Origin of the sequence: Streptomyces sp. NPDC052773 (assembly GCF_044547145.1) — a bacterium.
Lineage (GTDB): Bacteria > Actinomycetota > Actinomycetes > Streptomycetales > Streptomycetaceae > Streptomyces.
Window position 1 is genome coordinate 491,094 of record NZ_JBITZX010000003.1, and the last position, 17,643, is coordinate 508,736.

The window sequence follows — 17,643 nt, forward strand, 5'->3', positions numbered from 1 at the left end:
ACAGCCGGGCTTCCGCGGGGTTTCGGCGGAGTGGCCGGGCTTCCGGGGCCCGCGTTCTCAGACTCGTCTCAGGTTCCGCCGCTACCCTGCCGGGCCGTCAGGACTGTGCCGGACGACGAGGAGGCGGAACGTGGCACGCGGAGGTCAGGGACTGGCTCGGGTGGCCGTCGTCGTACGGGCGGGCGCCGCGCCGCTGTGGTGGCTGGGCGTCTGCGCGGCCGGGATCGGCCTGTTCATCCCGGGGCTGACGGGACGGCGGATCGGCGTGTACGCCGGTGCGGCGCTGTTCATCGCGGGCGCCGTGGTGGTGGCCCGCGCCCGCCGCCGGCGCTATGCCGCGCTGGCCCGCGGGACGGCCCGCGCGGGGAAGTACGACGTCCTCCAGGACCGCGCCGTGACCGCCCGGACCTGGCGGCGCGGGCACCGCTGGTGGCTGCTGCTCGGGTTTCTCGCCGCGCTGGGCGGCAACTTCGCGGTGCCGGTGGCCGGCGGGCTGCTGCTCGCCGGGTGCGGGACCGGTCTGTGGCTGAAGGCGGCGTGGCTGGGCCGCCTGGAGCGGGCGCAGGAGGAGCTGCTGTGGGTGCGGGTGGACTGGCTCACCGCGCGCGGCGGACGCCCGGCCGGCAAGGCCGTCAAGGCGTACCGCAGCACGGGCGTCGCGGCGGGCGACGCGGCCCCGGGCGGGGCGCGCCGCCGCACCGCGGTGCAGAGCGGGGCGCGCCGCCGCGCCGCGGCGCAGAGCGGGGAGCGTCGCCGCACCGCGGCGCTGGTCTGACCCGCCGGCGGGGGAGGGCGCGTCAGACCTCCAGGTCCTCCTCGATCCGCTTGAGCTGGTGGCGGGCCATCGCCAGGTTGGCCCGCTTGGCGTCGAGCGCGAGGTAGAGGAAGAGCCCGTTGCCGCCGCGGCTCTTGAGCAGCCGGATCAGGTGGTACTGGTCGGACAGGGTGATCAGGATGTCCTCGATCTCGCTCTTCAGGCCGAGGTGCTCCATGGTGCGCATCTTGGCGCGCACCACGTCCGTGTTGCCCGCGGCGGCGACGTTCAGGTCGAAGGTCTTGCTGCCGCCCAGCGTGCCCAGCGCCATGCCGCTGGTGTAGTCGACGAGCGCGACACCGGTGGCGCCCTCGATGGAGGAGAGCGCTTCCTTGAGGGCGGTCTCGGTGTTGGCCATGGTGGTGGGTCCTCTCAACTCTCGGTGATGGGGTGGGTGGTGCGGTGCGCCGTCTCGACCAGCTCCCCGATGCGGGCGCCGGCCCGGCGGCCCTCCAGGTGGAGCCGGCCGACGTTGACGCGGTCCTGTGCGAGCAGCGTGAGCACGGCGGTACGGCCCGCCGCGTACGTCGCCACATAGCCGCGCTCGCCGCGCACGAGCAGCTCGCGCAGTCCGCCGCGGCCGGTGGCGTCGGTCAGCCGCACCGCGACGCCGAGCGAGGCGGCGGTCAGTGCGGCCAGGCCGTCCGGCTCGACGCCGGGGGTGTCGTGGGCGAGGACGAGGCCGTCCACGCTGGCGGCGAGGGCGCCGGTCAGCTGGGGCATCCGGGCCCTCAGCAGGTGCAGTTCGTGGAGGATGTCGGGCTCGGCCGCCATCGGTTCTCTCCTCTCGGCGCGCACGGCGATCTCGGCGATCTCGGTGATCTCCGCGATCGCGGTGGGCGGTCGGTGCCGTTCAAAGGGCCTCCAGCGCATCCCTGAGCCTCTTCAGCAAGGTGATGTCGGGGTCGGTGACCTCGGGCAGGGAGCTTGCGGGGGACGGTGGGGGCGGACTGGTGGGGATGGGTGGTTCGGTCGGTGCGGGCCGGCCCGTCGGTGTGGGTGGTCCCGTCGGTGCGGCCCGGCCGGTGGGCGCCGGTCCGGCCGGTGGCGGCGGACCGGTCGGTACCGGTGGAACGGTCAGCGCAGCTGGAGGCGTCGGTGCCGGTGGACTCGTCGGCAGCGGCGGTGCGGGTCGTGCCGAGGGCGCCGGCGGGGAGGAGGGCGCCGGCGTCGAGGAAGTCTCCGGCGGTGCGAAGGGTGCCGGCGGCGAGGAAGTCTCCGGTGGCGCGGAGGGCTCCGGCGGCGCGGGACGTTCCGGTGGTGCGGGACGCTCCGGTGGTGCCGGGACCGGGGCCACCAGGCCCGCCGCCGCCAGGCGGCGCAGGTCCACCAGGGTGTGGAAGCCGGGGCGGCCCAGCGCGCGGGCGATGTCGGCGGCGGTGCGGACGCCGTCCACCAGGGCGAGGACGGCCCGCTGCCGGGGCGGGAGGGCGAGGGCCGGGAGGGGCCGGCGGGCCGGGGCGGCGGCGGGGTGCGGGCGGGTCAGCGCCGCGGTGTCGGTGCCCGGGTCGGGCCATATGCGGTACAGCAGCTCCCGACGGCGCAGGGTCGCGCGCTCCACCTCCGCCACCGGCACCGGGCGCAGTCCGGCCGACGGGAGCGGATCGCCGTAGCGGAAACGCCCGGGTGCGCTGCTCGGGGCGAGCGCGAAGTACGCCGCGTCGAACAGGGCGCCCAGCCGGCACAGTTCCAGCGCCCCCGCGGCGAGCCGGCCAAGCTCGACCAGCAGCCGCCCGGCGTCCTGGGGCGATCCGGTCCGGTCCACCGCCTCCCGCCAGGCGGCGGGCTCCAGCGTGCCGCGGGCGGTGAGGAGCACGCCGAGTCCGGGCGCGGCCGGGCTCTCGGCGTGCACCACGCGGCCCTCGGCGAGGTGGAGGGTGCCGCGCTCGCGGACCAGGACCCCGGTGGCGCGCTCGGCGGCGAGCCGGGACAGCATCGGCGAGAGCCCGGCCGCCACCAGCTCCGCGGCGCCCGCGCGGTGCCGGCGCGGCAGCGGGGGCGGGGCGGTGGTGCGGACGGCTCTCATGCCAGGACCAGCCGTCCGGCCAGCTCGCCCAGCCGGATGCGGGCGAGGGCCAGGTTGCCGTCCGCGCGGCCGAGCCACACGTGCAGGAACACCGTGCTGTCGAACGACGTCGGCACGAACCGCAGTACGTGGTACGAGTCCCGGTTGCTGATCAGCAGGTCCTCGACCGGCGGATCCGCCTCGCCCGGGCCGCCGTCCGGGGCGAACGTCTTGTGCTCCGCCGCCAGCCGCGCGAGTTCCGCCGACTCGGCGCAGGCCGCCTCCGCGTCACCGCCGGGGAACTCCCCGACGACGCCGAGCGCCAGCCCGCTCGTCCAGTCCACCAGCGCGGCACCCCGGGCACCGGGCAATCGCATCGCGTCCAGCAGGCACTCGTCGATTCCGGGCACCGTGGCTCCCCTCCCCGCCTGGCCTTCCGTCGAGTGACGCCGAGGCTACGCACTGTGTGGGCGGCGGGTGAGGGTTCTGGCATTTTCCACAGGAACATGCGTCCGGCGTACTAGTGTGGGTCGGCTGGCCACCTGTTCCCGGCGGGGCAACTGCGCGTCGGATTACGGCTGTTGAAGCCCGGTCAGCGCGTCGGCGTGCGCTCCTCCGGACTCGGCCACGATCTCCTGGAGCGTCTGCGGCTCGCGGACGGTCGCGAAGGCCACGCCCCCGGCGCCGTCGGGCACGAACCCGTGGATACCGGGGCGCGCCAGCGAGTTGTAGGCGTAGTGGTGCGCGAAGTAGTAGGCGCCGGTGTCCAGCGCCGCCGCGTAGTCCCCGGGTTCCAGCAGGGGCAGGGCGCGGGCCTCGGCGAGCAGGTCGCCGGCGAAGCAGGCGGGGCCGGCGATGTCCTGCACGGTCTCCGGGCCCTCCTTGGGGCGGCCCTTCGCGTCGTAGGCCGCTATGCGCAGCGGCCACGCGGCGGGCGCGTACACCGTGCGGGTGGCCACCTGGACGCCCGCGTGCGTCACCGCCACCGGGCGCCCGCCCGCCGACTTGGTGTACTCCACCCGCGCCACCACCGTGCCGTGCTTGGCCAGCAGGGAGCGGCCGAACTCGGTGACCAGGCCGTAGCGGCCGTCGAACAGCGCGGGGACCGCCTCCCGCAGCAGCCGGGCGTACTGCGCGTACGTCGGACTCGTCTCGTCGGAGGCGAAGTTCACCGGCAGACCGCCGCCGATGTCGATGGTGTCGATCTGCGGGCGGCCGATCCGCCGGTTGATCTCCTCGGCGAGCGCGTGGGCCTCGGCGACGCCCCGGGCCATCAGCGACAGGGGGATGCCCTGCGAGCCGGTGTGCGCGTGCAGCCGGGTGAGCCAGGGCCGGTCGGCGTACGCCTGGATCACCCAGTCCCGCGCGCCCTCGTCGCGCAGGGCAACCCCGAACTTGGAGGTGGCCGTCGCGGTGGACAGCGCCTCGATGGAACCGCCCCCGACCTGCGGGTTCACCCGCAGCCCCAGGGGTGAGCGGCTGTGCGCGGACGCCATCAGGGCGTCGAGGCGGGCCAGCTCCTGCGGGTTGTCCGCGTTGACGGCGATGCCGAGCGCCAGCGCCTCGCGCAGCTCCGCGGGGGTCTTCGCGGGGGAGTCCAGCACGGTCCGCTCCGGCGGCAGGCCCGCCGCGCGGGCCAGGGCCAGCTCGCCGGGGCTCGCCACCTCCGCGCCGATCCCCTCCTCGCGCAGCAGCCGCAGCACGGGCACCAGCGGGGTCGCCTTCACCGCGAAGGCGTGCAGCACCGGGGTGCCCGGCGGCACCACCGCGTCGAACGCGGCCCGCAGCTCGGCGGCCGACTCCCGGATCCCGGTGACGTCGAGCAGCCCGACGAGGGGCGCGGCGGGACCCAGCAGGCCCTGCTCCACCGCCGCGCGCACCGCCTGGTCCCGGCGGGCCGCCCGCTCGGCGCCGCCCGGCTCGCCCGGCCGGCCCCGCGTGCCCCGCGTGCCCCGCGCGGCCCTGTCGTCACTCGCGTTGACCACGGCATCCCCCGTCATGTCGTCGCCCGGTCCCTGTGTCCGGCCCACCTCCAGCGAAACATCCGCGGCGCGCCCGCGCTGGCACACCGGTGTATTGACTAGCTCTATTCAGACCGTCAGGATGTGAATAGTCGTAGAAACAAGATCGTCGTCCGTCAGGAGGCATGCCATGTCAGGACCCCGCCCCGTCCGAGCACCGCGCGGCACGGAACTGAGCGCCCTGGGATGGCAGCAGGAAGCCGCCCTGCGGATGCTGCAGAACAACCTCGACCCCGAGGTCGCCGAGCACCCCGACAAGCTCGTCGTCTACGGCGGCACCGGCAAGGCCGCCCGCGACTGGCGCTCGTTCGACGCCATGGTGCGGACCCTGCAGGGCCTGAAGCAGGACGAGACGATGCTCGTCCAGTCCGGCCGCCCGGTCGGCGTCATGCAGACCCACGAGTGGGCGCCGCGCGTCCTCATCGCCAACTCCAACCTCGTCGGCGACTGGGCCAACTGGGAGGAGTTCCGCCGCCTGGAGCAGCTGGGCCTGACCATGTACGGCCAGATGACCGCCGGCTCCTGGATCTACATCGGCACCCAGGGCATCCTCCAGGGCACCTACGAGACCTTCGCCGCCGTCGCCGCGAAGAAGTTCGGCGGCTCCCTGGCCGGGACGATCACGCTGACGGCCGGGCTCGGCGGCATGGGCGGCGCCCAGCCGCTCGCCGTGACGATGAACGACGGCGTGGCGATCTGCATCGACTGCGACCCGCGCGCCATCGAACGCCGTATCGAGCACCGCTACCTGGACGTCAAGGCCGACTCCCTGGACCACGCGCTGCAGCTCGCCGTCGAGGCCCGCGACGCCCGCCGCCCGCTGTCCATCGGCGTCCTCGGCAACGCCGCCGAGCTGGTGCCGCAGCTGCTCGCCATGGGCGCGCCGATCGACATCGTCACCGACCAGACCTCCGCCCACGACCCGCTGTCCTACCTCCCGGTCGGCGTCGCCTTCGACGAGATGGCCTCCTACGCCGCGAAGGACCCCGCCGGGTTCACCACCCGCGCCCGCGAGTCCATGGCCCGGCACGTCGAGGCCATGGTCGGCTTCATGGACGCCGGCGCCGAGGTGTTCGACTACGGCAACTCCATCCGCGGCGAGGCGAGGCTCGCCGGGTACGACCGGGCGTTCGCCTTCCCCGGCTTCGTCCCCGCCTACATCCGCCCCCTCTTCTGCGAGGGCAAGGGCCCCTTCCGGTGGGCGGCGCTCTCCGGCGACCCCGCCGACATCGCCAGGACCGACAAGGCGATCCTGGAGCTGTTCCCGGAGAACGAGTCCCTCGCCCGCTGGATCAAGATGGCCGGCGAGCGGGTGCACTTCCAGGGGCTGCCCGCGCGCATCTGCTGGCTCGGCTACGGCGAGCGCGACAAGGCCGGTGAGCGGTTCAACGACATGGTGGCGAGCGGAGAGCTGTCCGCGCCGGTCGTCATCGGCCGCGACCACCTCGACTGCGGGTCCGTCGCCTCGCCGTACCGCGAGACCGAGGCGATGCTGGACGGCTCCGACGCGATCGCCGACTGGCCGCTGCTGAACGCGATGGTCAACGTGGCCTCCGGCGCGTCCTGGGTCTCCATCCACCACGGTGGAGGCGTCGGCATGGGCCGCTCCATCCACGCCGGGCAGGTCACCGTCGCCGACGGCACGCCCCTCGCCGGCGAGAAGATCCGCCGCGTCCTGACCAACGACCCCGGCATGGGCGTCATCCGCCACGTCGACGCCGGCTACGACATCGCCGAGTCGGTGGCGGAGCAGCGCGGCGTGCGGGTGCCGATGCGTGAGGGTGACCCCGCGTGAGTGAGCGTGACGGCAACCGTCCGGTCGGGGCCGATGTCCCGTCGCCGAGTGCGGGCCCGGCTGTGCGGAGTGACGGCCCACAGCCGCCACGGTCTGCCATCGACGGCGAGTGTCCACACCCTGTGGGCGGTTCCTCCTTCCAGGAGATGTGGCGGGAGCTGCTGCCCATCGGTCGGCACCCCGACTCCGGTGGGTACCGGCGGTTCGCGTGGACGGGGGCCGACGGGGAGTGCCGGGCCTGGTTCGAGGAGCAGGCCCGGTCCCGGGGGCTGGCGTACGAGGTGGACCGGAACGGCAACCAGTGGGCCTGGCTCGGCGACCCCGCCGCCGGGGACGCCGTCGTCACCGGATCGCATCTCGACTCCGTGCCCGACGGCGGCGCCTTCGACGGGCCGCTCGGAGTCGTGTCCTCCTTCGCCGCGCTCGACGAGCTGCGCGCCCGGAACGCGCGGCTCACCAAGCCCCTCGCCATCGTCAACTTCGGCGATGAGGAGGGCGCCCGCTTCGGCCTCGCCTGTGTGGGCTCCCGGCTCACCGCCGGGCAGCTCGGCCGCGAGCAGGCCCACCGTCTGACGGACGGCGACGGCGTCACCCTGGCGCAGGCCATGGAGGCCGCCGGATACGACCCCGACGCGATCGGGCCGGACCCGGAACGCCTCGCCCGTATCGGCGCGTTCGTCGAGCTGCACGTCGAGCAGGGCCGGGCGCTGGACCTCAGCGGGGACGCCGTCGGCATCGCCAGTGCCATCTGGCCGCACGGCCGCTGGCGGTTCGACTTCCGGGGCGAGGCCAACCACGCGGGCACGACCCGGCTCGCCGACCGGCGCGACCCCATGCTGTCGTACGCCGAGACCGTGCTCGCCGCCCGCCGTGAGGCGCGGCTCGCCGGCGCCGTCGCCACCTTCGGCAAGATCGCCGTGGAGCCCAACGGCGTCAACGCGATCCCCTCCCTGGTGCGTGGCTGGCTCGACTCCCGCGCGGCCGACCAGGACACCCTCGACACGGTGGTGGAGGGCGTCGAGCGGGCCGCCCGCGAGTACGCCGCCGCGCACGGAGTCGACCTCGACGTGGTCCGCGAGTCCTTCACGCCCGTCGTCGAGTTCGACCACGCCCTGCGCGACGAACTCGCCCGCATCCTCGGCAAGGAAACCGACCTGAAGGTCCCCGTCCTCGGCACCGGTGCCGGACACGACGCCGGGATCCTCTCCGGGACCGTGCCGACCGCCATGCTGTTCGTGCGCAACCCCACCGGTGTCTCGCACTCCCCGGCCGAGTCCGCCGCCGAGGACGACTGCGTGGCCGGGGTGCTCGCCCTCGCCGACGTACTGGAAGGACTGGCCCGCACGTGACCAAGGCGACCTACTGGCTGGAGCACGCCTGGCTCGGCGCGAACGTCGAGCCGGGCGTGGCCCTGGAGACCGACGGCGGGCGCATCACCGCCGTCCGGACCGGAGTCGGCACCCCGCCGCCGGGCGCCGAGGTGCTGCGCGGCCTCACCCTGCCCGGCCTCGCCAACGCGCACAGCCACGCCTTCCACCGGGCCCTGCGCGGCACCGTCCAGGTCGGCAGCGGGACCTTCTGGACCTGGCGCGAGGTCATGTACTCCGTCGCCGACCGGCTGACCCCGGACACCTACCACGCCCTCGCCCGCGCGGTGTACGCCGAGATGGCCCTCGCCGGCATCACGGCCGTCGGCGAGTTCCACTACGTGCACCACGCCCCCGGCGGCACCCCGTACGCTGACCCCAACGCGATGGGCGAGGCCCTGATCGCGGCCGCCGCCGAAGCCGGCATCCGCATCACCCTCCTCGACACCGCCTACCTCTCCTCCGGCTTCGGCCAGCCCCCCAACCGCCATCAGCTCCGCTTCTCCGACGGCGACGCCGAGGCCTGGGCCGAACGCTGTTCAGTTCTCAAGGAACGCGATCACGCGCGGATCGGGGCGGCCGTCCACTCCGTGCGGGCCGTGCCCGCCGAGCAGCTGGCGACCGTGGCCCGCTGGGCCGAGGAGCGGCGGGCCCCGCTCCATGTGCACCTGTCCGAGCAGACCGCCGAGAACGACGCCTGCCGGGAAGCCCACGGGTGCACCCCGACCCAGCTCCTCGCCCTGCACGGCGTCCTCGGGCCGCGCACCACCGGCGTCCACAACACCCACCTCACCGCCGAGGACATCTCCCTCATCGGCTCCAGCGGCACCGGCACCTGCATGTGCCCGACGACCGAGCGGGACCTCGCCGACGGCATCGGACCCGCCGTCGCCCTCCAGAACGAGGGCTCGCCGCTCTCCCTCGGCTCCGACAGCCACGCCGTCATCGACCTGCTGGAGGAGGCGCGGGCGATGGAGCTGAACGAGCGGCTGCGCAGCCGCACCCGCGGCCACTGGACGGCCGCCGCCCTGCTGCGGGCCGCCACCGCCGACGGCCACGCCGCCCTCGGCTGGACCGACGCAGGCACCCTGGAGCCCGGGGCGCTCGCCGACTTCACGACGATCGCGCTCGACTCGGTCAGGACGGCAGGGCCGCCTCCGCGGCTCGGGGCCGAGACGGCCGTATTCGCCGCGTCGGCAGCGGACGTGTCGCATACGGTCGTGGCAGGCCGGCACGTCGTGCGGGACGGGGTCCACTCCCTCGTACCGGATGTGCCGAAATCCCTCGCGGACGCCGTCGCAGCCCTGCGCGGATGAACCGGGGCCGCGCGCCCGCGCGGCCCGCATCCGCCCCCGCGGCCGGCTCCGCCCCCGCCCCCGACCCCACCGCCGACCAGGCCACCAAGGACGCCATGAGCAACGCGACGACCGTCAGCCCCGCCCACTCCGCGAGCACCGCAAGCACGCTCATCACCAACATCGCCGCCCTGGTCACCAACGACCCCTCCCTCGGATGGGGGTCCCCCCGCTCGAGCAAATTCGAGAGTGGGGGAAATTCCCCCCTCGGACTGGTCCGGGACGCGGCCGTCGTCATCGACGGCGACCGCATCGCGTGGACCGGTGAATCAAGCAAAGCACCCGCCACTGACAATCGGGTCGACGCGGGCGGCCGGGCGGTCCTCCCCGGCTTCGTCGACTCCCACTCCCACCTGGTCTTCGCGGGCGACCGCACCGAGGAGTTCAACGCCCGGATGTCCGGGCGGCCGTACAGCGCGGGCGGCATCCGCACCACCGTCGCCGCCACCCGCGCCGCCACCGACGCGGAACTGGAGGCGAACCTCACCCGTTACCTCACCGAGGCGCTGCGCCAGGGCACGACCACCTTCGAGACCAAGTCGGGCTACGGCCTGACCGTCGCCGACGAGGCCCGCGCCCTGCGGATCGCCGCCGCCCACACCGACGAGGTCACCTACCTCGGCGCCCACATCGTCTCCCCGGACCACGCCGACGACCCGGCCGCCTATGTCGCCCTGGTCACCGGCGAGATGCTGGACGCCTGCGCGCCGTACGCCCGCTGGATCGACGTCTTCTGCGAGAAGGGCGCCTTCGACGGCGACCAGGCCCGCGCGATCCTCACCGCGGGCAAGGCGAAGGGCCTGCACCCGCGCATCCACGCCAACCAGCTGTCGTACGGCCCCGGTGTGCAGCTCGCCGTCGAACTGGACGCCGCCAGCGCCGACCACTGCACCCACCTGACGGACGCCGACGTCGACGCGCTGGCGAGCGGCCGGACGGTCGCCACGCTCCTGCCCGGCGCCGAGTTCTCCACCCGCGCCGAGTGGCCGGACGCCCGCCGGCTGCTCGACGCGGGGGTCACGGTCGCCCTGTCCACCGACTGCAACCCGGGCTCGTCGTTCACCTCGTCCGTCCCGTTCTGCATCGCCCTCGCCGTGCGGGACATGGGCATGACCCCCGACGAGGCGGTCTGGTCGGCCACGGCGGGCGGCGCGGCGGCCCTGCGCCGCACCGACATCGGCCGCCTCACCCCGGGCGCCTGCGCCGACCTGATCCTGCTGGACGCCCCGAGCCACGTCCACCTCGCCTACCGCCCGGGCGTCCCCCTGGTCACCGGCGTCTGGCGGCGCGGCATCCGCGTGGTCTGACCGCCGACGGGCGCGACCGCCACGAGCGTTCGCGCCCGCGAGCAACCGGCGCACCCGTCACGAGCGTTCGCGCCCCCCACGTTCCTGCGCGCCTATGAGGAACATCGGCGCGCCCCTCAGGAGCCGGCGCGCCACCGCTGGTCCGGCCGCCCCGTCTCCGGCAGCAGGGCCAGTCCGCCGCCGGCCGGGGTCACCGCGTGGCCCGGGGCGATCCCCGGCCGGATCACCCCGTGCGCGTCCACGGAGAACCGCAGGTTCCGGCCGTTGCGCCCGTTCACCGAGGAGCACGTCCAGATGCCCACGCCCCGGTCGACGGAACCCCGGCTGTCCAGGCAGTACTCCGGATCGGCGGCCGACTGGAGCACGCCCCGCCAGGCGTCGACCCGCCAGATCTGGGTGGCGGAGGAGGCACACGGGACCGTGATGACGTCCGTGCCGTTCGTCATCACCCCGTCGCGGATGTCCAGGCACAGCCCGGAGGCGGCGTTCACGACCTGGGCGTAGGCGGCGCCCGGTGGCCGGGCCGGGGGAGGCGCGGAGGACGGAGGAGGCGGCGCCGGGGTGCGCGACGGCTGGGGAGGCCGGGCGGAAGTCCGCGTCGGCGAGGGCGATCTGGACGGGGACGGTGACGTGGTCGCCGACACCGTCGCCGTCGTCGTGACGGTCACCGGCGGGGGAGCGGCCGGGACGGACGGCGGGCCCGCCGGGCTCGCCGTGTTGTGGATCCGGTCGCCGTCGGGGGTCAGCAGGAAGGCGAGCAACGGCGCCAGCGCCACCCCGAGGGCGGCGGAGGCCAGGGCGTACCGGCGGCGCGACGGCGGCCAGGCCGGGTCCGCCGGCCGGGGTTCGGGCCGCCGGCCTGCCGTGGCGTACGCGGTCCCCGCCCACGGCAGCAGCCCCTCCGCGAGCGCGGTGGCGGGCGCGTCGCGCAGCGCGCACAGCTCCTCGTAGGCCGTCGCGCAGTGCGGGCACACCGCGCGGTGGGCGTCCAGATCGGCGCTGCGGCGGGCCGTGTACGGCCGTACGGCCTCCTCGAGGAGCCGTTCGAAGCCCCGGCAGCGCGGGTCGTCGGAGGCGGCGAGGCGGGCGCGCAGACAGGCGCGGCCCAGCGCCTGGAGGGCGCCGTCCCGGCCGTGGGCGACCTCCTCGCGGGTCAGGCCGAGGAAGGCGGCGGTGGTCTCGTCGTCCTCCTGTTCGACTACGGCGTACCAGAGGATGCCCTGGGTGTTCGACGGCAGGGAGCGGAACGCGCCGAGCAGCGGCGGCACCGGGACGCCCGGTCCCGCCGTGTTGAGGACGAGCAGCACGCCCGGGTCGAGCCCGGCGGAGCGCTCGTCGGCGGCCCACTCGGCGGCCAGCCGGGCAGTGAGCAGCAGCAGCCGGTGCCGCCACGGCCCGGCGGGGTCGGTGCCCTGGGCCGTCTCGCGGGCGGCCTCGGCGAAGGCCTGCGCGGCGAGTTGACGGGCCGTCGACTCGCCGGCGACGCAGAGCCGGGCGTAGGCCAGCGCGGACTCCCGGTGCCGGGCACGCAGTTCGCGCAGCGCCGGGTACGCGGTGGCGGAGTCGGCGCGCAGCAACCGGGTGAGGTGCGCGTCGGGTGTCCCCGCGCGGTCCCCGGGATCGTGACCGTGACCGTCGTCCGGGTCGCCCCGCCCCATCCCCCGCCTCCTCGCACAGCCGTCCGACCCGCCGGTGTTCTGACCTACCGGCGGGTATGACGGCTCATAGTGGAGGAAGGGGACCCGCGGGGAAAGAGTTTCCGCGGGTAACGGCACCGTCCGGAGCGGACGTCGGTCGGTCTCCGCGCGAAGGGGTCCGGCTCCGCGCGGAGGAGGTCACTCCTCGACCGTCAGCCCCTTGCGCAACCGCCCCAGCGTGCGGGCCAGCAGCCGGGACACGTGCATCTGCGAGATGCCCAGCTCCTCGCCGATCTCCGACTGGGTCATACCGGCGACGAACCGCAGGGAGAGGATCCTGCGGTCCCGGGGCGCGAGTTCGGCGATCAGCGGCTTGAGCGACTCGACGTACTCGATGCCTTCGAGCCCGTGGTCCTCGTAGCCGATACGGTCCGCCAGCGCGCCCTCGCTGTCGTCCTCCTCGGGCTGGGCGTCCAGCGAGGAGGCGGTGTACGCGTTGGACGCGGCCATGCCCTCGACGACCTCTTCGGGCGAGATGCCGAGCCGGTCGGCCAGTTCCGCGACGGTCGGCGCGCGGTCCAGCTGCTGGGCCAGCTCGTCACCGGCCTTGGCCAGGTCGAGCCGGAGCTCCTGCAGCCGGCGCGGGACGCGCACGGACCACGAGGTGTCGCGGAAGAACCGCTTGATCTCGCCGATGATGGTTGGCATGGCGAAGGTCGGGAACTCGACGCCACGACTGAGTTCGAAGCGGTCGATCGCCTTGATCAGGCCGATCGTGCCGACCTGGATGATGTCCTCCATCGGCTCGCTGCGGGAGCGGAACCGGGACGCGGCGAACTTGACCAGGGCGAGGTTGAGTTCGACGAGCGTGTTGCGGACGTAGGCGTATTCGTGGGTGCCTTCCTCCAGCGACTCCAGCCGCTCGAAGAGGGTCTTGGACAGGGCCCGGGCGTCTTCCGGGGCCACTTCGTCGTATGGGGGGATCTCCGGGAGTCCGGTGAGGGCGTCTGCGGCGACGCCGTCGGGGGCGATGGGATCCAGATGTTCCGGAGGGAGTGTCGACGTCGCCTGGGGGGTATGCGATTCGTCGAGCCGGGGTGACATGATGTCCTCCATCGTTCTCGGCATACGGCTGCCGAAGCCAGATACGTGCACTGCGGTGTGCGGCGCCTCCAAAGCCGGCCGTGTCGGTTACGTGTTCCTACTAGCCCTACCCGCTACCCCGAAGAGACCGCAAGTGCGTTCTGTGGTAGTATGTCCGTTTTTGCGCGGATCGTCGGCTGTCGAAGTGCGCAAGGAAGGCGTAGTGTTCGAGGGCGACAGTCAGCAGCCACGACCTCGGGAGAGAGACGGCATGGACCACGGGACGGTCGGCAGCGCACAGTCGGGCCGGCTTCTGGTGGAGGTGCGGGAAGCGGGCTCCAGTGCCGTTGTGACTCCGGCGGGTGAGCTCGATCACCACACCGCCGATCTGTTGCGCGAACCACTCGAGGAGTGCCTCGCCAAGGGCTTCAACCGGCTGGTCGTGGACTGCTCACGGCTGGAGTTCTGCGACTCGACGGGGCTCAACGTCCTGCTCGGCGCCCGGCTGAAGGCGGAGGCCGCGGGCGGCGGAGTGCACCTGGCCGCGATGCAGCCGGTGGTGGCGCGCGTCTTCGAGATCACCGGGGCGGAGGCGGTCTTCACCGTCCACGACTCCCTCGAGGCCGCCCTCCCCGACGGCGACGCCGGCTGAGTGCGCGTCGGCGGGGCCCGCGGTGACGGGGAGGTGCCGAAAGGGTGCGTGTGCCGAAAAGGGGAGTGTCCCTCCGGTCCGGTCGGGCAGGAGACATTCTGGTTCGGCGCCCGTAAAGAACTCTTGAATCGTGAACTGGTGAATCGGTGAGGTGAAGCGCTGATGAGCACCACCCGGCCCTACCCGCCGGGCGACCGCGGCCCGGAGCCCAGCGGCGCTTCCGGGGCGCCGGAGGGGGGCGTGCCCGTCTCGTCACAGGGACGGCAGGTCCGCAGGCTGAGCTTGGCCGGTGAGGCCGGGGTCGTGCCGATGGCCCGGGATTTCGCCCGCCAGGCGCTCTACGCCTGGGGCTGGCTGCCGGCCTCCACCGCGGACCAGCGGGCCGCGGCGGAGGACGTGCTGCTCGTCGTCTCCGAGCTGGTCACCAACGCCTGCCTGCACGCCGAGGGCCCGGACGAGATGTCGATCGCCTGCGACAACAAGGTGATCCGCATCGAGGTCTCCGACCGCGGCACCGGCCAGCCCGCGCCCCGCACCCCCCACCGCGCCGGCCGCCCCGGCGGCCACGGCATGTTCATCGTCCAGCGCCTCTGCCTCGACTGGGGCGTCGTACGCACCCCCGGCGTCGCCGGCAAGCGGGTCTGGGCGGAACTGGGCGCCCCGGCGTAAACGTCGCCGCCGCCGGTACCCGCCGCGCCGCCGCGCCGACACGGGGCCCCGGCTCGGCCTGCCGCCGCGCCGTCCCCGGCCCCGGCGACCACGCACCCCCCTCACTCCCGAGCCCCCCGGCACCCCCTGCCGGGACGGCGCCCCACCGTGCACCCAGACGCCTCCAGCAACGCCGGAGGGCCACCGCATCAGTGATGCGGTGGCCCTCCGGGCTTCAGGAGCGTGCGGTTCGCGTCAGCGGACGTCGCCCATGAGCTGCTTGACGTTCTTGCGGTACATCCAGACCGCGACACCCGCGAGCACCGCGAGGGCGGCCTCCGCGGCGACGACGCCGGTCTTGTTGAGGTCGACGCCGTAGGTGGACAGCAGACCGGTGACGGCGTCGCCCGCGGTGACCGCGAGGAACCAGACGCCCATCATCTGCGAGGCGTACTTGGCCGGGGCCATCTTCGTGGTCACCGACAGACCCACCGGGGAGAGCATCAGCTCACCGGTCGTCTGGCAGAAGTAGATCAGCACGATCCACCACGGCGAGACCTTGCCGCCGTCCGCCGCCACCAGCGGCAGCAGGAAGACGAAGAAGGAGATGCCGACCAGGACCAGACCGCCCGCGAACTTGACGATCGTGCTCGGCTCCTTGCCGCTGCGGGCGAGCGCCAGCCAGATCGTGGCGAACACCGGGGCGAGCGCCATCACCAGGACGGGGTTGACCGACTGGAACCAGGAGACCGGGAACTCCCAGCCGAAGACGTGGTTGTCGACGTGCTTGTCCGCGAAGATCGACAGGGTCGAGCCGCCCTGGTCGTAGATCATCCAGAAGACGGCCGCGGCGACGAAGAACCAGATGTAGCCGGAGACCTTGGACTGCTCGACGCCGGTCAGCTCCTTGTCGCGCTTGATGCGCGCCAGGACCGTGATCGGGACGACCAGGCCGATGACCATCAGCGGGACCATCACCCAGTTCAGGGTGTAGTGGCCGGTGGTGACGACGATCGTGTAGAAGACGGCCGCGATCAGCATCCAGATCATGGCCTTGCGCAGCGTGGCGTTGCGCTCGGCGGTGTCCAGCGGCTTCGGGACGACGGCGGAGCGGTCCGACAGGTGGCGGCTGCCGAGCAGGAACTGGACGAGACCCAGCGCCATGCCGAGGGCGGCCAGCGCGAAGCCGAGGTGCCAGTCGACCTTCTGGCCGACGGTGCCGATGATCAGCGGCGCGGCGAAGGCACCGAGGTTGATGCCCATGTAGAAGACCGTGAAGCCGCCGTCGCGGCGCGGGTCGCCCGGGCCGTCGTAGAGGTGGCCCACCATGGTCGAGATGTTCGACTTCAGCAGGCCGGAGCCGATGGCGACCAGCAGCAGGCCGAAGTAGAAGGTGCCGTCGGTGGGCAGCGCCAGGACCAGGTGGCCGGCCATGATGACCGAGCCCGCGATCGTGACCGTCTTGCGGGGACCCCAGACGCGGTCGCCGAACCAGCCGCCCGGCATCGCCAGCAGGTACACCGTCGAGACGTAGACGGAGTAGATGGCGATCGCCGTGCCGGCGTCCAGGCCGAGCCCGGCGGGGGCGACCAGGTAGAGGGGGAGCAGTGCCCTCATGCCGTAGTAGGAGAAGCGCTCCCACATCTCGGTCATGAAGAGAGTGGCCAGTCCGCGGGGGTGGCCGAAGAAGGTCTTCTCGGAACCGGGGGTGCCCGGTCGGGCCGAGTCCTTCGTCAGGCTGGACGCCATGGTCGTTCCTTGCTGGTCGGGACGCGCGATTGGAGCGTTGCGCGCCCGGTGGGGGAGCCGGCACCGGCACGATCGAACACGTCCGCCCCACGCCCAGGGGTTTTCCGCTCCGGGTCACGGAGCGGCGGACGGCGTCCACCGGGATCCACGCCCCGCGTGCGTCACTGCGCGCGAGGCCCGGCCACAGGTCATTCCTTTCGAGGCCGGCCCAGAATTGGTCTAGACCAGCCCGCACACAAAAGAGACCTTCAGCGTCAAGACGGCCGCCAAAGGTCACGCGTGCTACAGGCGTTCAATCACCATACGTCAGGACACTGCCGGATATGGAAGGACTTGAGACGCGGATCACAGGTGTCACGGGAACCGCACGACCGCATTCGAAGGTCACTTCTAGGATCGCACCTCGCAGATGCAGGTCCGTACCAAGGTAAGAACCGGTGCGGAGAACGGTAAGAAGCAAGGCCGCGATCACACCCCGTCTCTTGTCACGCTGGGACTACCATCAGCTCATGACCCGTGTACTGCTCGCCGAGGACGACGCGTCCATCTCGGAGCCGCTGGCGCGCGCGCTGCGCCGGGAGGGTTACGAGGTCGAGGTGCGTGAGGACGGACCCACCGCGCTGGACGCGGGAATGCAGGGCGGCGTCGACCTGGTCGTGCTGGACCTCGGTCTGCCCGGCATGGACGGCCTGGAGGTGGCCCGCCGGCTGCGTGCCGAAGGCCACACCGTGCCCATCCTGATCCTCACCGCGCGCGCCGACGAGGTGGACACCGTGGTCGGCCTGGACGCGGGCGCCGACGACTACGTCACCAAGCCGTTCCGGCTCGCCGAGCTGCTGGCCCGGGTCCGGGCCCTGCTGCGGCGCGGCTCCGCCGAACCCCAGCAGCCGCCCGCCACCCACGGCGTGCGCATCGACGTCGAGTCGCACCGCGCCTGGATGGGCGACGAGGAGCTCCAGCTCACCGCGAAGGAGTTCGACCTGCTGCGGGTGCTGGTCCGCGACGCCGGCCGGGTCGTCACCCGCGACCAGCTGATGCGCGAGGTCTGGGACACCACCTGGTGGTCGTCCACCAAGACCCTCGACATGCACATCTCCTGGCTGCGCAAGAAGCTCGGCGACGACGCCGCCAACCCCCGGTACATCGCGACGGTCCGCGGCGTGGGCTTCCGCTTCGAGAAGAGCTGAGCCCGCCACCGGGCCTTGGGGAG

16 protein-coding genes are annotated in these 17,643 nt (G+C 73.4%); 8 read left to right on the top strand and 8 right to left on the bottom strand.

The window, feature by feature from the left end; translation table 11 throughout:
• Positions 1-130: 130 nt before the first annotated feature.
• Positions 131-775, top strand: coding sequence for a hypothetical protein (locus ACIG0D_RS10195; RefSeq protein WP_399798043.1), 645 nt, complete (start codon positions 131-133; stop codon positions 773-775).
• Between the two features lie 22 nt (positions 776-797).
• Here ACIG0D_RS10195 and ACIG0D_RS10200 read toward each other — a convergent pair whose 3' ends face one another.
• The 5 genes from ACIG0D_RS10200 to ACIG0D_RS10220 form a co-directional block, all read right to left on the bottom strand.
• Entirely contained in the window at positions 798-1,172 is a 375-nt protein-coding gene (locus ACIG0D_RS10200; RefSeq protein ID WP_399798046.1) for a hypothetical protein, read from the bottom strand.
• 14 nt (positions 1,173-1,186) lie between these two features.
• Positions 1,187-1,588: a roadblock/LC7 domain-containing protein gene (locus ACIG0D_RS10205; RefSeq protein WP_399798208.1), complete on the bottom strand. Its 402-nt coding sequence runs from the start codon at positions 1,586-1,588 to the stop codon at positions 1,187-1,189.
• A 79-nt stretch (positions 1,589-1,667) separates the two neighbouring features.
• Positions 1,668-2,840 (bottom strand): hypothetical protein, encoded by a 1,173-nt coding sequence (locus tag ACIG0D_RS10210; protein WP_399798049.1) that lies wholly within the window; start codon positions 2,838-2,840, stop codon positions 1,668-1,670.
• On the bottom strand, positions 2,837-3,229 hold the full coding sequence (locus ACIG0D_RS10215) for a hypothetical protein (RefSeq protein WP_165999460.1): 393 nt from the start codon (positions 3,227-3,229) through the stop codon (positions 2,837-2,839). The genes ACIG0D_RS10210 and ACIG0D_RS10215 overlap by 4 nt, the downstream gene beginning before the upstream one ends.
• A gap of 162 nt (positions 3,230-3,391) precedes the next feature.
• Positions 3,392-4,819: a diaminopimelate decarboxylase gene (locus ACIG0D_RS10220; RefSeq protein WP_399798052.1), complete on the bottom strand. Its 1,428-nt coding sequence runs from the start codon at positions 4,817-4,819 to the stop codon at positions 3,392-3,394.
• A 151-nt stretch (positions 4,820-4,970) separates the two neighbouring features.
• Here ACIG0D_RS10220 and hutU point away from each other — a divergent pair, with 151 nt between their 5' ends.
• The 4 genes from hutU (at position 4,971) to hutI (ending at position 10,664) form a co-directional block, all read left to right on the top strand.
• On the top strand, positions 4,971-6,635 hold the full coding sequence (gene hutU, locus ACIG0D_RS10225) for a urocanate hydratase (protein WP_399798054.1): 1,665 nt from the start codon (positions 4,971-4,973) through the stop codon (positions 6,633-6,635).
• 146 nt (positions 6,636-6,781) lie between these two features.
• Positions 6,782-7,984, top strand: coding sequence for an allantoate amidohydrolase (locus ACIG0D_RS10230; protein WP_399798210.1), 1,203 nt, complete (start codon positions 6,782-6,784; stop codon positions 7,982-7,984).
• On the top strand, positions 7,981-9,318 hold the full coding sequence (locus tag ACIG0D_RS10235) for a formimidoylglutamate deiminase (protein WP_399798057.1): 1,338 nt from the start codon (positions 7,981-7,983) through the stop codon (positions 9,316-9,318). The genes ACIG0D_RS10230 and ACIG0D_RS10235 overlap by 4 nt, the downstream gene beginning before the upstream one ends.
• Positions 9,315-10,664: an imidazolonepropionase gene (gene hutI / locus ACIG0D_RS10240; RefSeq protein ID WP_399798059.1), complete on the top strand. Its 1,350-nt coding sequence runs from the start codon at positions 9,315-9,317 to the stop codon at positions 10,662-10,664. Before ACIG0D_RS10235 ends, hutI begins: the two co-directional genes overlap by 4 nt.
• Before the next feature lie 116 nt (positions 10,665-10,780).
• On the opposite strand, the gene ACIG0D_RS10245 is transcribed toward hutI, so the two are convergent.
• Together ACIG0D_RS10245 and ACIG0D_RS10250 are read right to left on the bottom strand one after the other, a co-directional pair.
• Positions 10,781-12,322 (bottom strand): ricin-type beta-trefoil lectin domain protein, encoded by a 1,542-nt coding sequence (locus tag ACIG0D_RS10245; protein ID WP_399798062.1) that lies wholly within the window; start codon positions 12,320-12,322, stop codon positions 10,781-10,783.
• A gap of 177 nt (positions 12,323-12,499) precedes the next feature.
• Positions 12,500-13,405, bottom strand: a complete 906-nt coding sequence (locus ACIG0D_RS10250) for an RNA polymerase sigma factor SigF (RefSeq protein WP_399798065.1) — start codon at positions 13,403-13,405, stop codon at positions 12,500-12,502.
• Between the two features lie 250 nt (positions 13,406-13,655).
• On the opposite strand from ACIG0D_RS10250, the gene ACIG0D_RS10255 reads away from it, so the two are divergent.
• Both ACIG0D_RS10255 and ACIG0D_RS10260 read left to right on the top strand, forming a co-directional pair.
• Positions 13,656-14,036, top strand: a complete 381-nt coding sequence (locus ACIG0D_RS10255; protein WP_399798068.1) for an STAS domain-containing protein — start codon at positions 13,656-13,658, stop codon at positions 14,034-14,036.
• Positions 14,037-14,198: 162 nt separating this feature from the next.
• Positions 14,199-14,705: an ATP-binding protein gene (locus tag ACIG0D_RS10260; RefSeq protein ID WP_399798070.1), complete on the top strand. Its 507-nt coding sequence runs from the start codon at positions 14,199-14,201 to the stop codon at positions 14,703-14,705.
• A gap of 234 nt (positions 14,706-14,939) precedes the next feature.
• Here ACIG0D_RS10260 and ACIG0D_RS10265 read toward each other — a convergent pair whose 3' ends face one another.
• Positions 14,940-16,433, bottom strand: coding sequence for a peptide MFS transporter (locus ACIG0D_RS10265; RefSeq protein WP_399798072.1), 1,494 nt, complete (start codon positions 16,431-16,433; stop codon positions 14,940-14,942).
• Positions 16,434-16,942: 509 nt separating this feature from the next.
• Here ACIG0D_RS10265 and ACIG0D_RS10270 point away from each other — a divergent pair.
• A complete protein-coding gene (locus ACIG0D_RS10270) occupies positions 16,943-17,620 on the top strand; it encodes a response regulator transcription factor (RefSeq protein WP_037628240.1) in 678 nt (225 codons plus the stop codon).
• Positions 17,621-17,643 lie beyond the last annotated feature (23 nt).

What these genes read in the sequence shown, in the direction of transcription:
- ACIG0D_RS10200 (WP_399798046.1), bottom strand. Translation starts at nt 1,172, where the DNA reads ATGGCCAACACCGAGACCGCCCTCAAGGAAGCGCTCTCCTCCATCGAG.
- ACIG0D_RS10205 (WP_399798208.1), bottom strand. Translation starts at nt 1,588, where the DNA reads ATGGCGGCCGAGCCCGACATCCTCCACGAACTGCACCTGCTGAGGGCC.
- ACIG0D_RS10210 (WP_399798049.1), bottom strand. Translation starts at nt 2,840, where the DNA reads ATGAGAGCCGTCCGCACCACCGCCCCGCCCCCGCTGCCGCGCCGGCAC.
- ACIG0D_RS10220 (WP_399798052.1), bottom strand. Translation starts at nt 4,819, where the DNA reads ATGACGGGGGATGCCGTGGTCAACGCGAGTGACGACAGGGCCGCGCGG.
- hutU (WP_399798054.1), top strand. Translation starts at nt 4,971, where the DNA reads ATGTCAGGACCCCGCCCCGTCCGAGCACCGCGCGGCACGGAACTGAGC.
- ACIG0D_RS10230 (WP_399798210.1), top strand. Translation starts at nt 6,782, where the DNA reads ATGTGGCGGGAGCTGCTGCCCATCGGTCGGCACCCCGACTCCGGTGGG.
- hutI (WP_399798059.1), top strand. Translation starts at nt 9,315, where the DNA reads ATGAACCGGGGCCGCGCGCCCGCGCGGCCCGCATCCGCCCCCGCGGCC.
- ACIG0D_RS10245 (WP_399798062.1), bottom strand. Translation starts at nt 12,322, where the DNA reads ATGGGGCGGGGCGACCCGGACGACGGTCACGGTCACGATCCCGGGGAC.
- ACIG0D_RS10250 (WP_399798065.1), bottom strand. Translation starts at nt 13,405, where the DNA reads ATGTCACCCCGGCTCGACGAATCGCATACCCCCCAGGCGACGTCGACA.
- ACIG0D_RS10255 (WP_399798068.1), top strand. Translation starts at nt 13,656, where the DNA reads ATGGACCACGGGACGGTCGGCAGCGCACAGTCGGGCCGGCTTCTGGTG.
- ACIG0D_RS10260 (WP_399798070.1), top strand. Translation starts at nt 14,199, where the DNA reads ATGAGCACCACCCGGCCCTACCCGCCGGGCGACCGCGGCCCGGAGCCC.
- ACIG0D_RS10265 (WP_399798072.1), bottom strand. Translation starts at nt 16,433, where the DNA reads ATGGCGTCCAGCCTGACGAAGGACTCGGCCCGACCGGGCACCCCCGGT.
- ACIG0D_RS10270 (WP_037628240.1), top strand. Translation starts at nt 16,943, where the DNA reads ATGACCCGTGTACTGCTCGCCGAGGACGACGCGTCCATCTCGGAGCCG.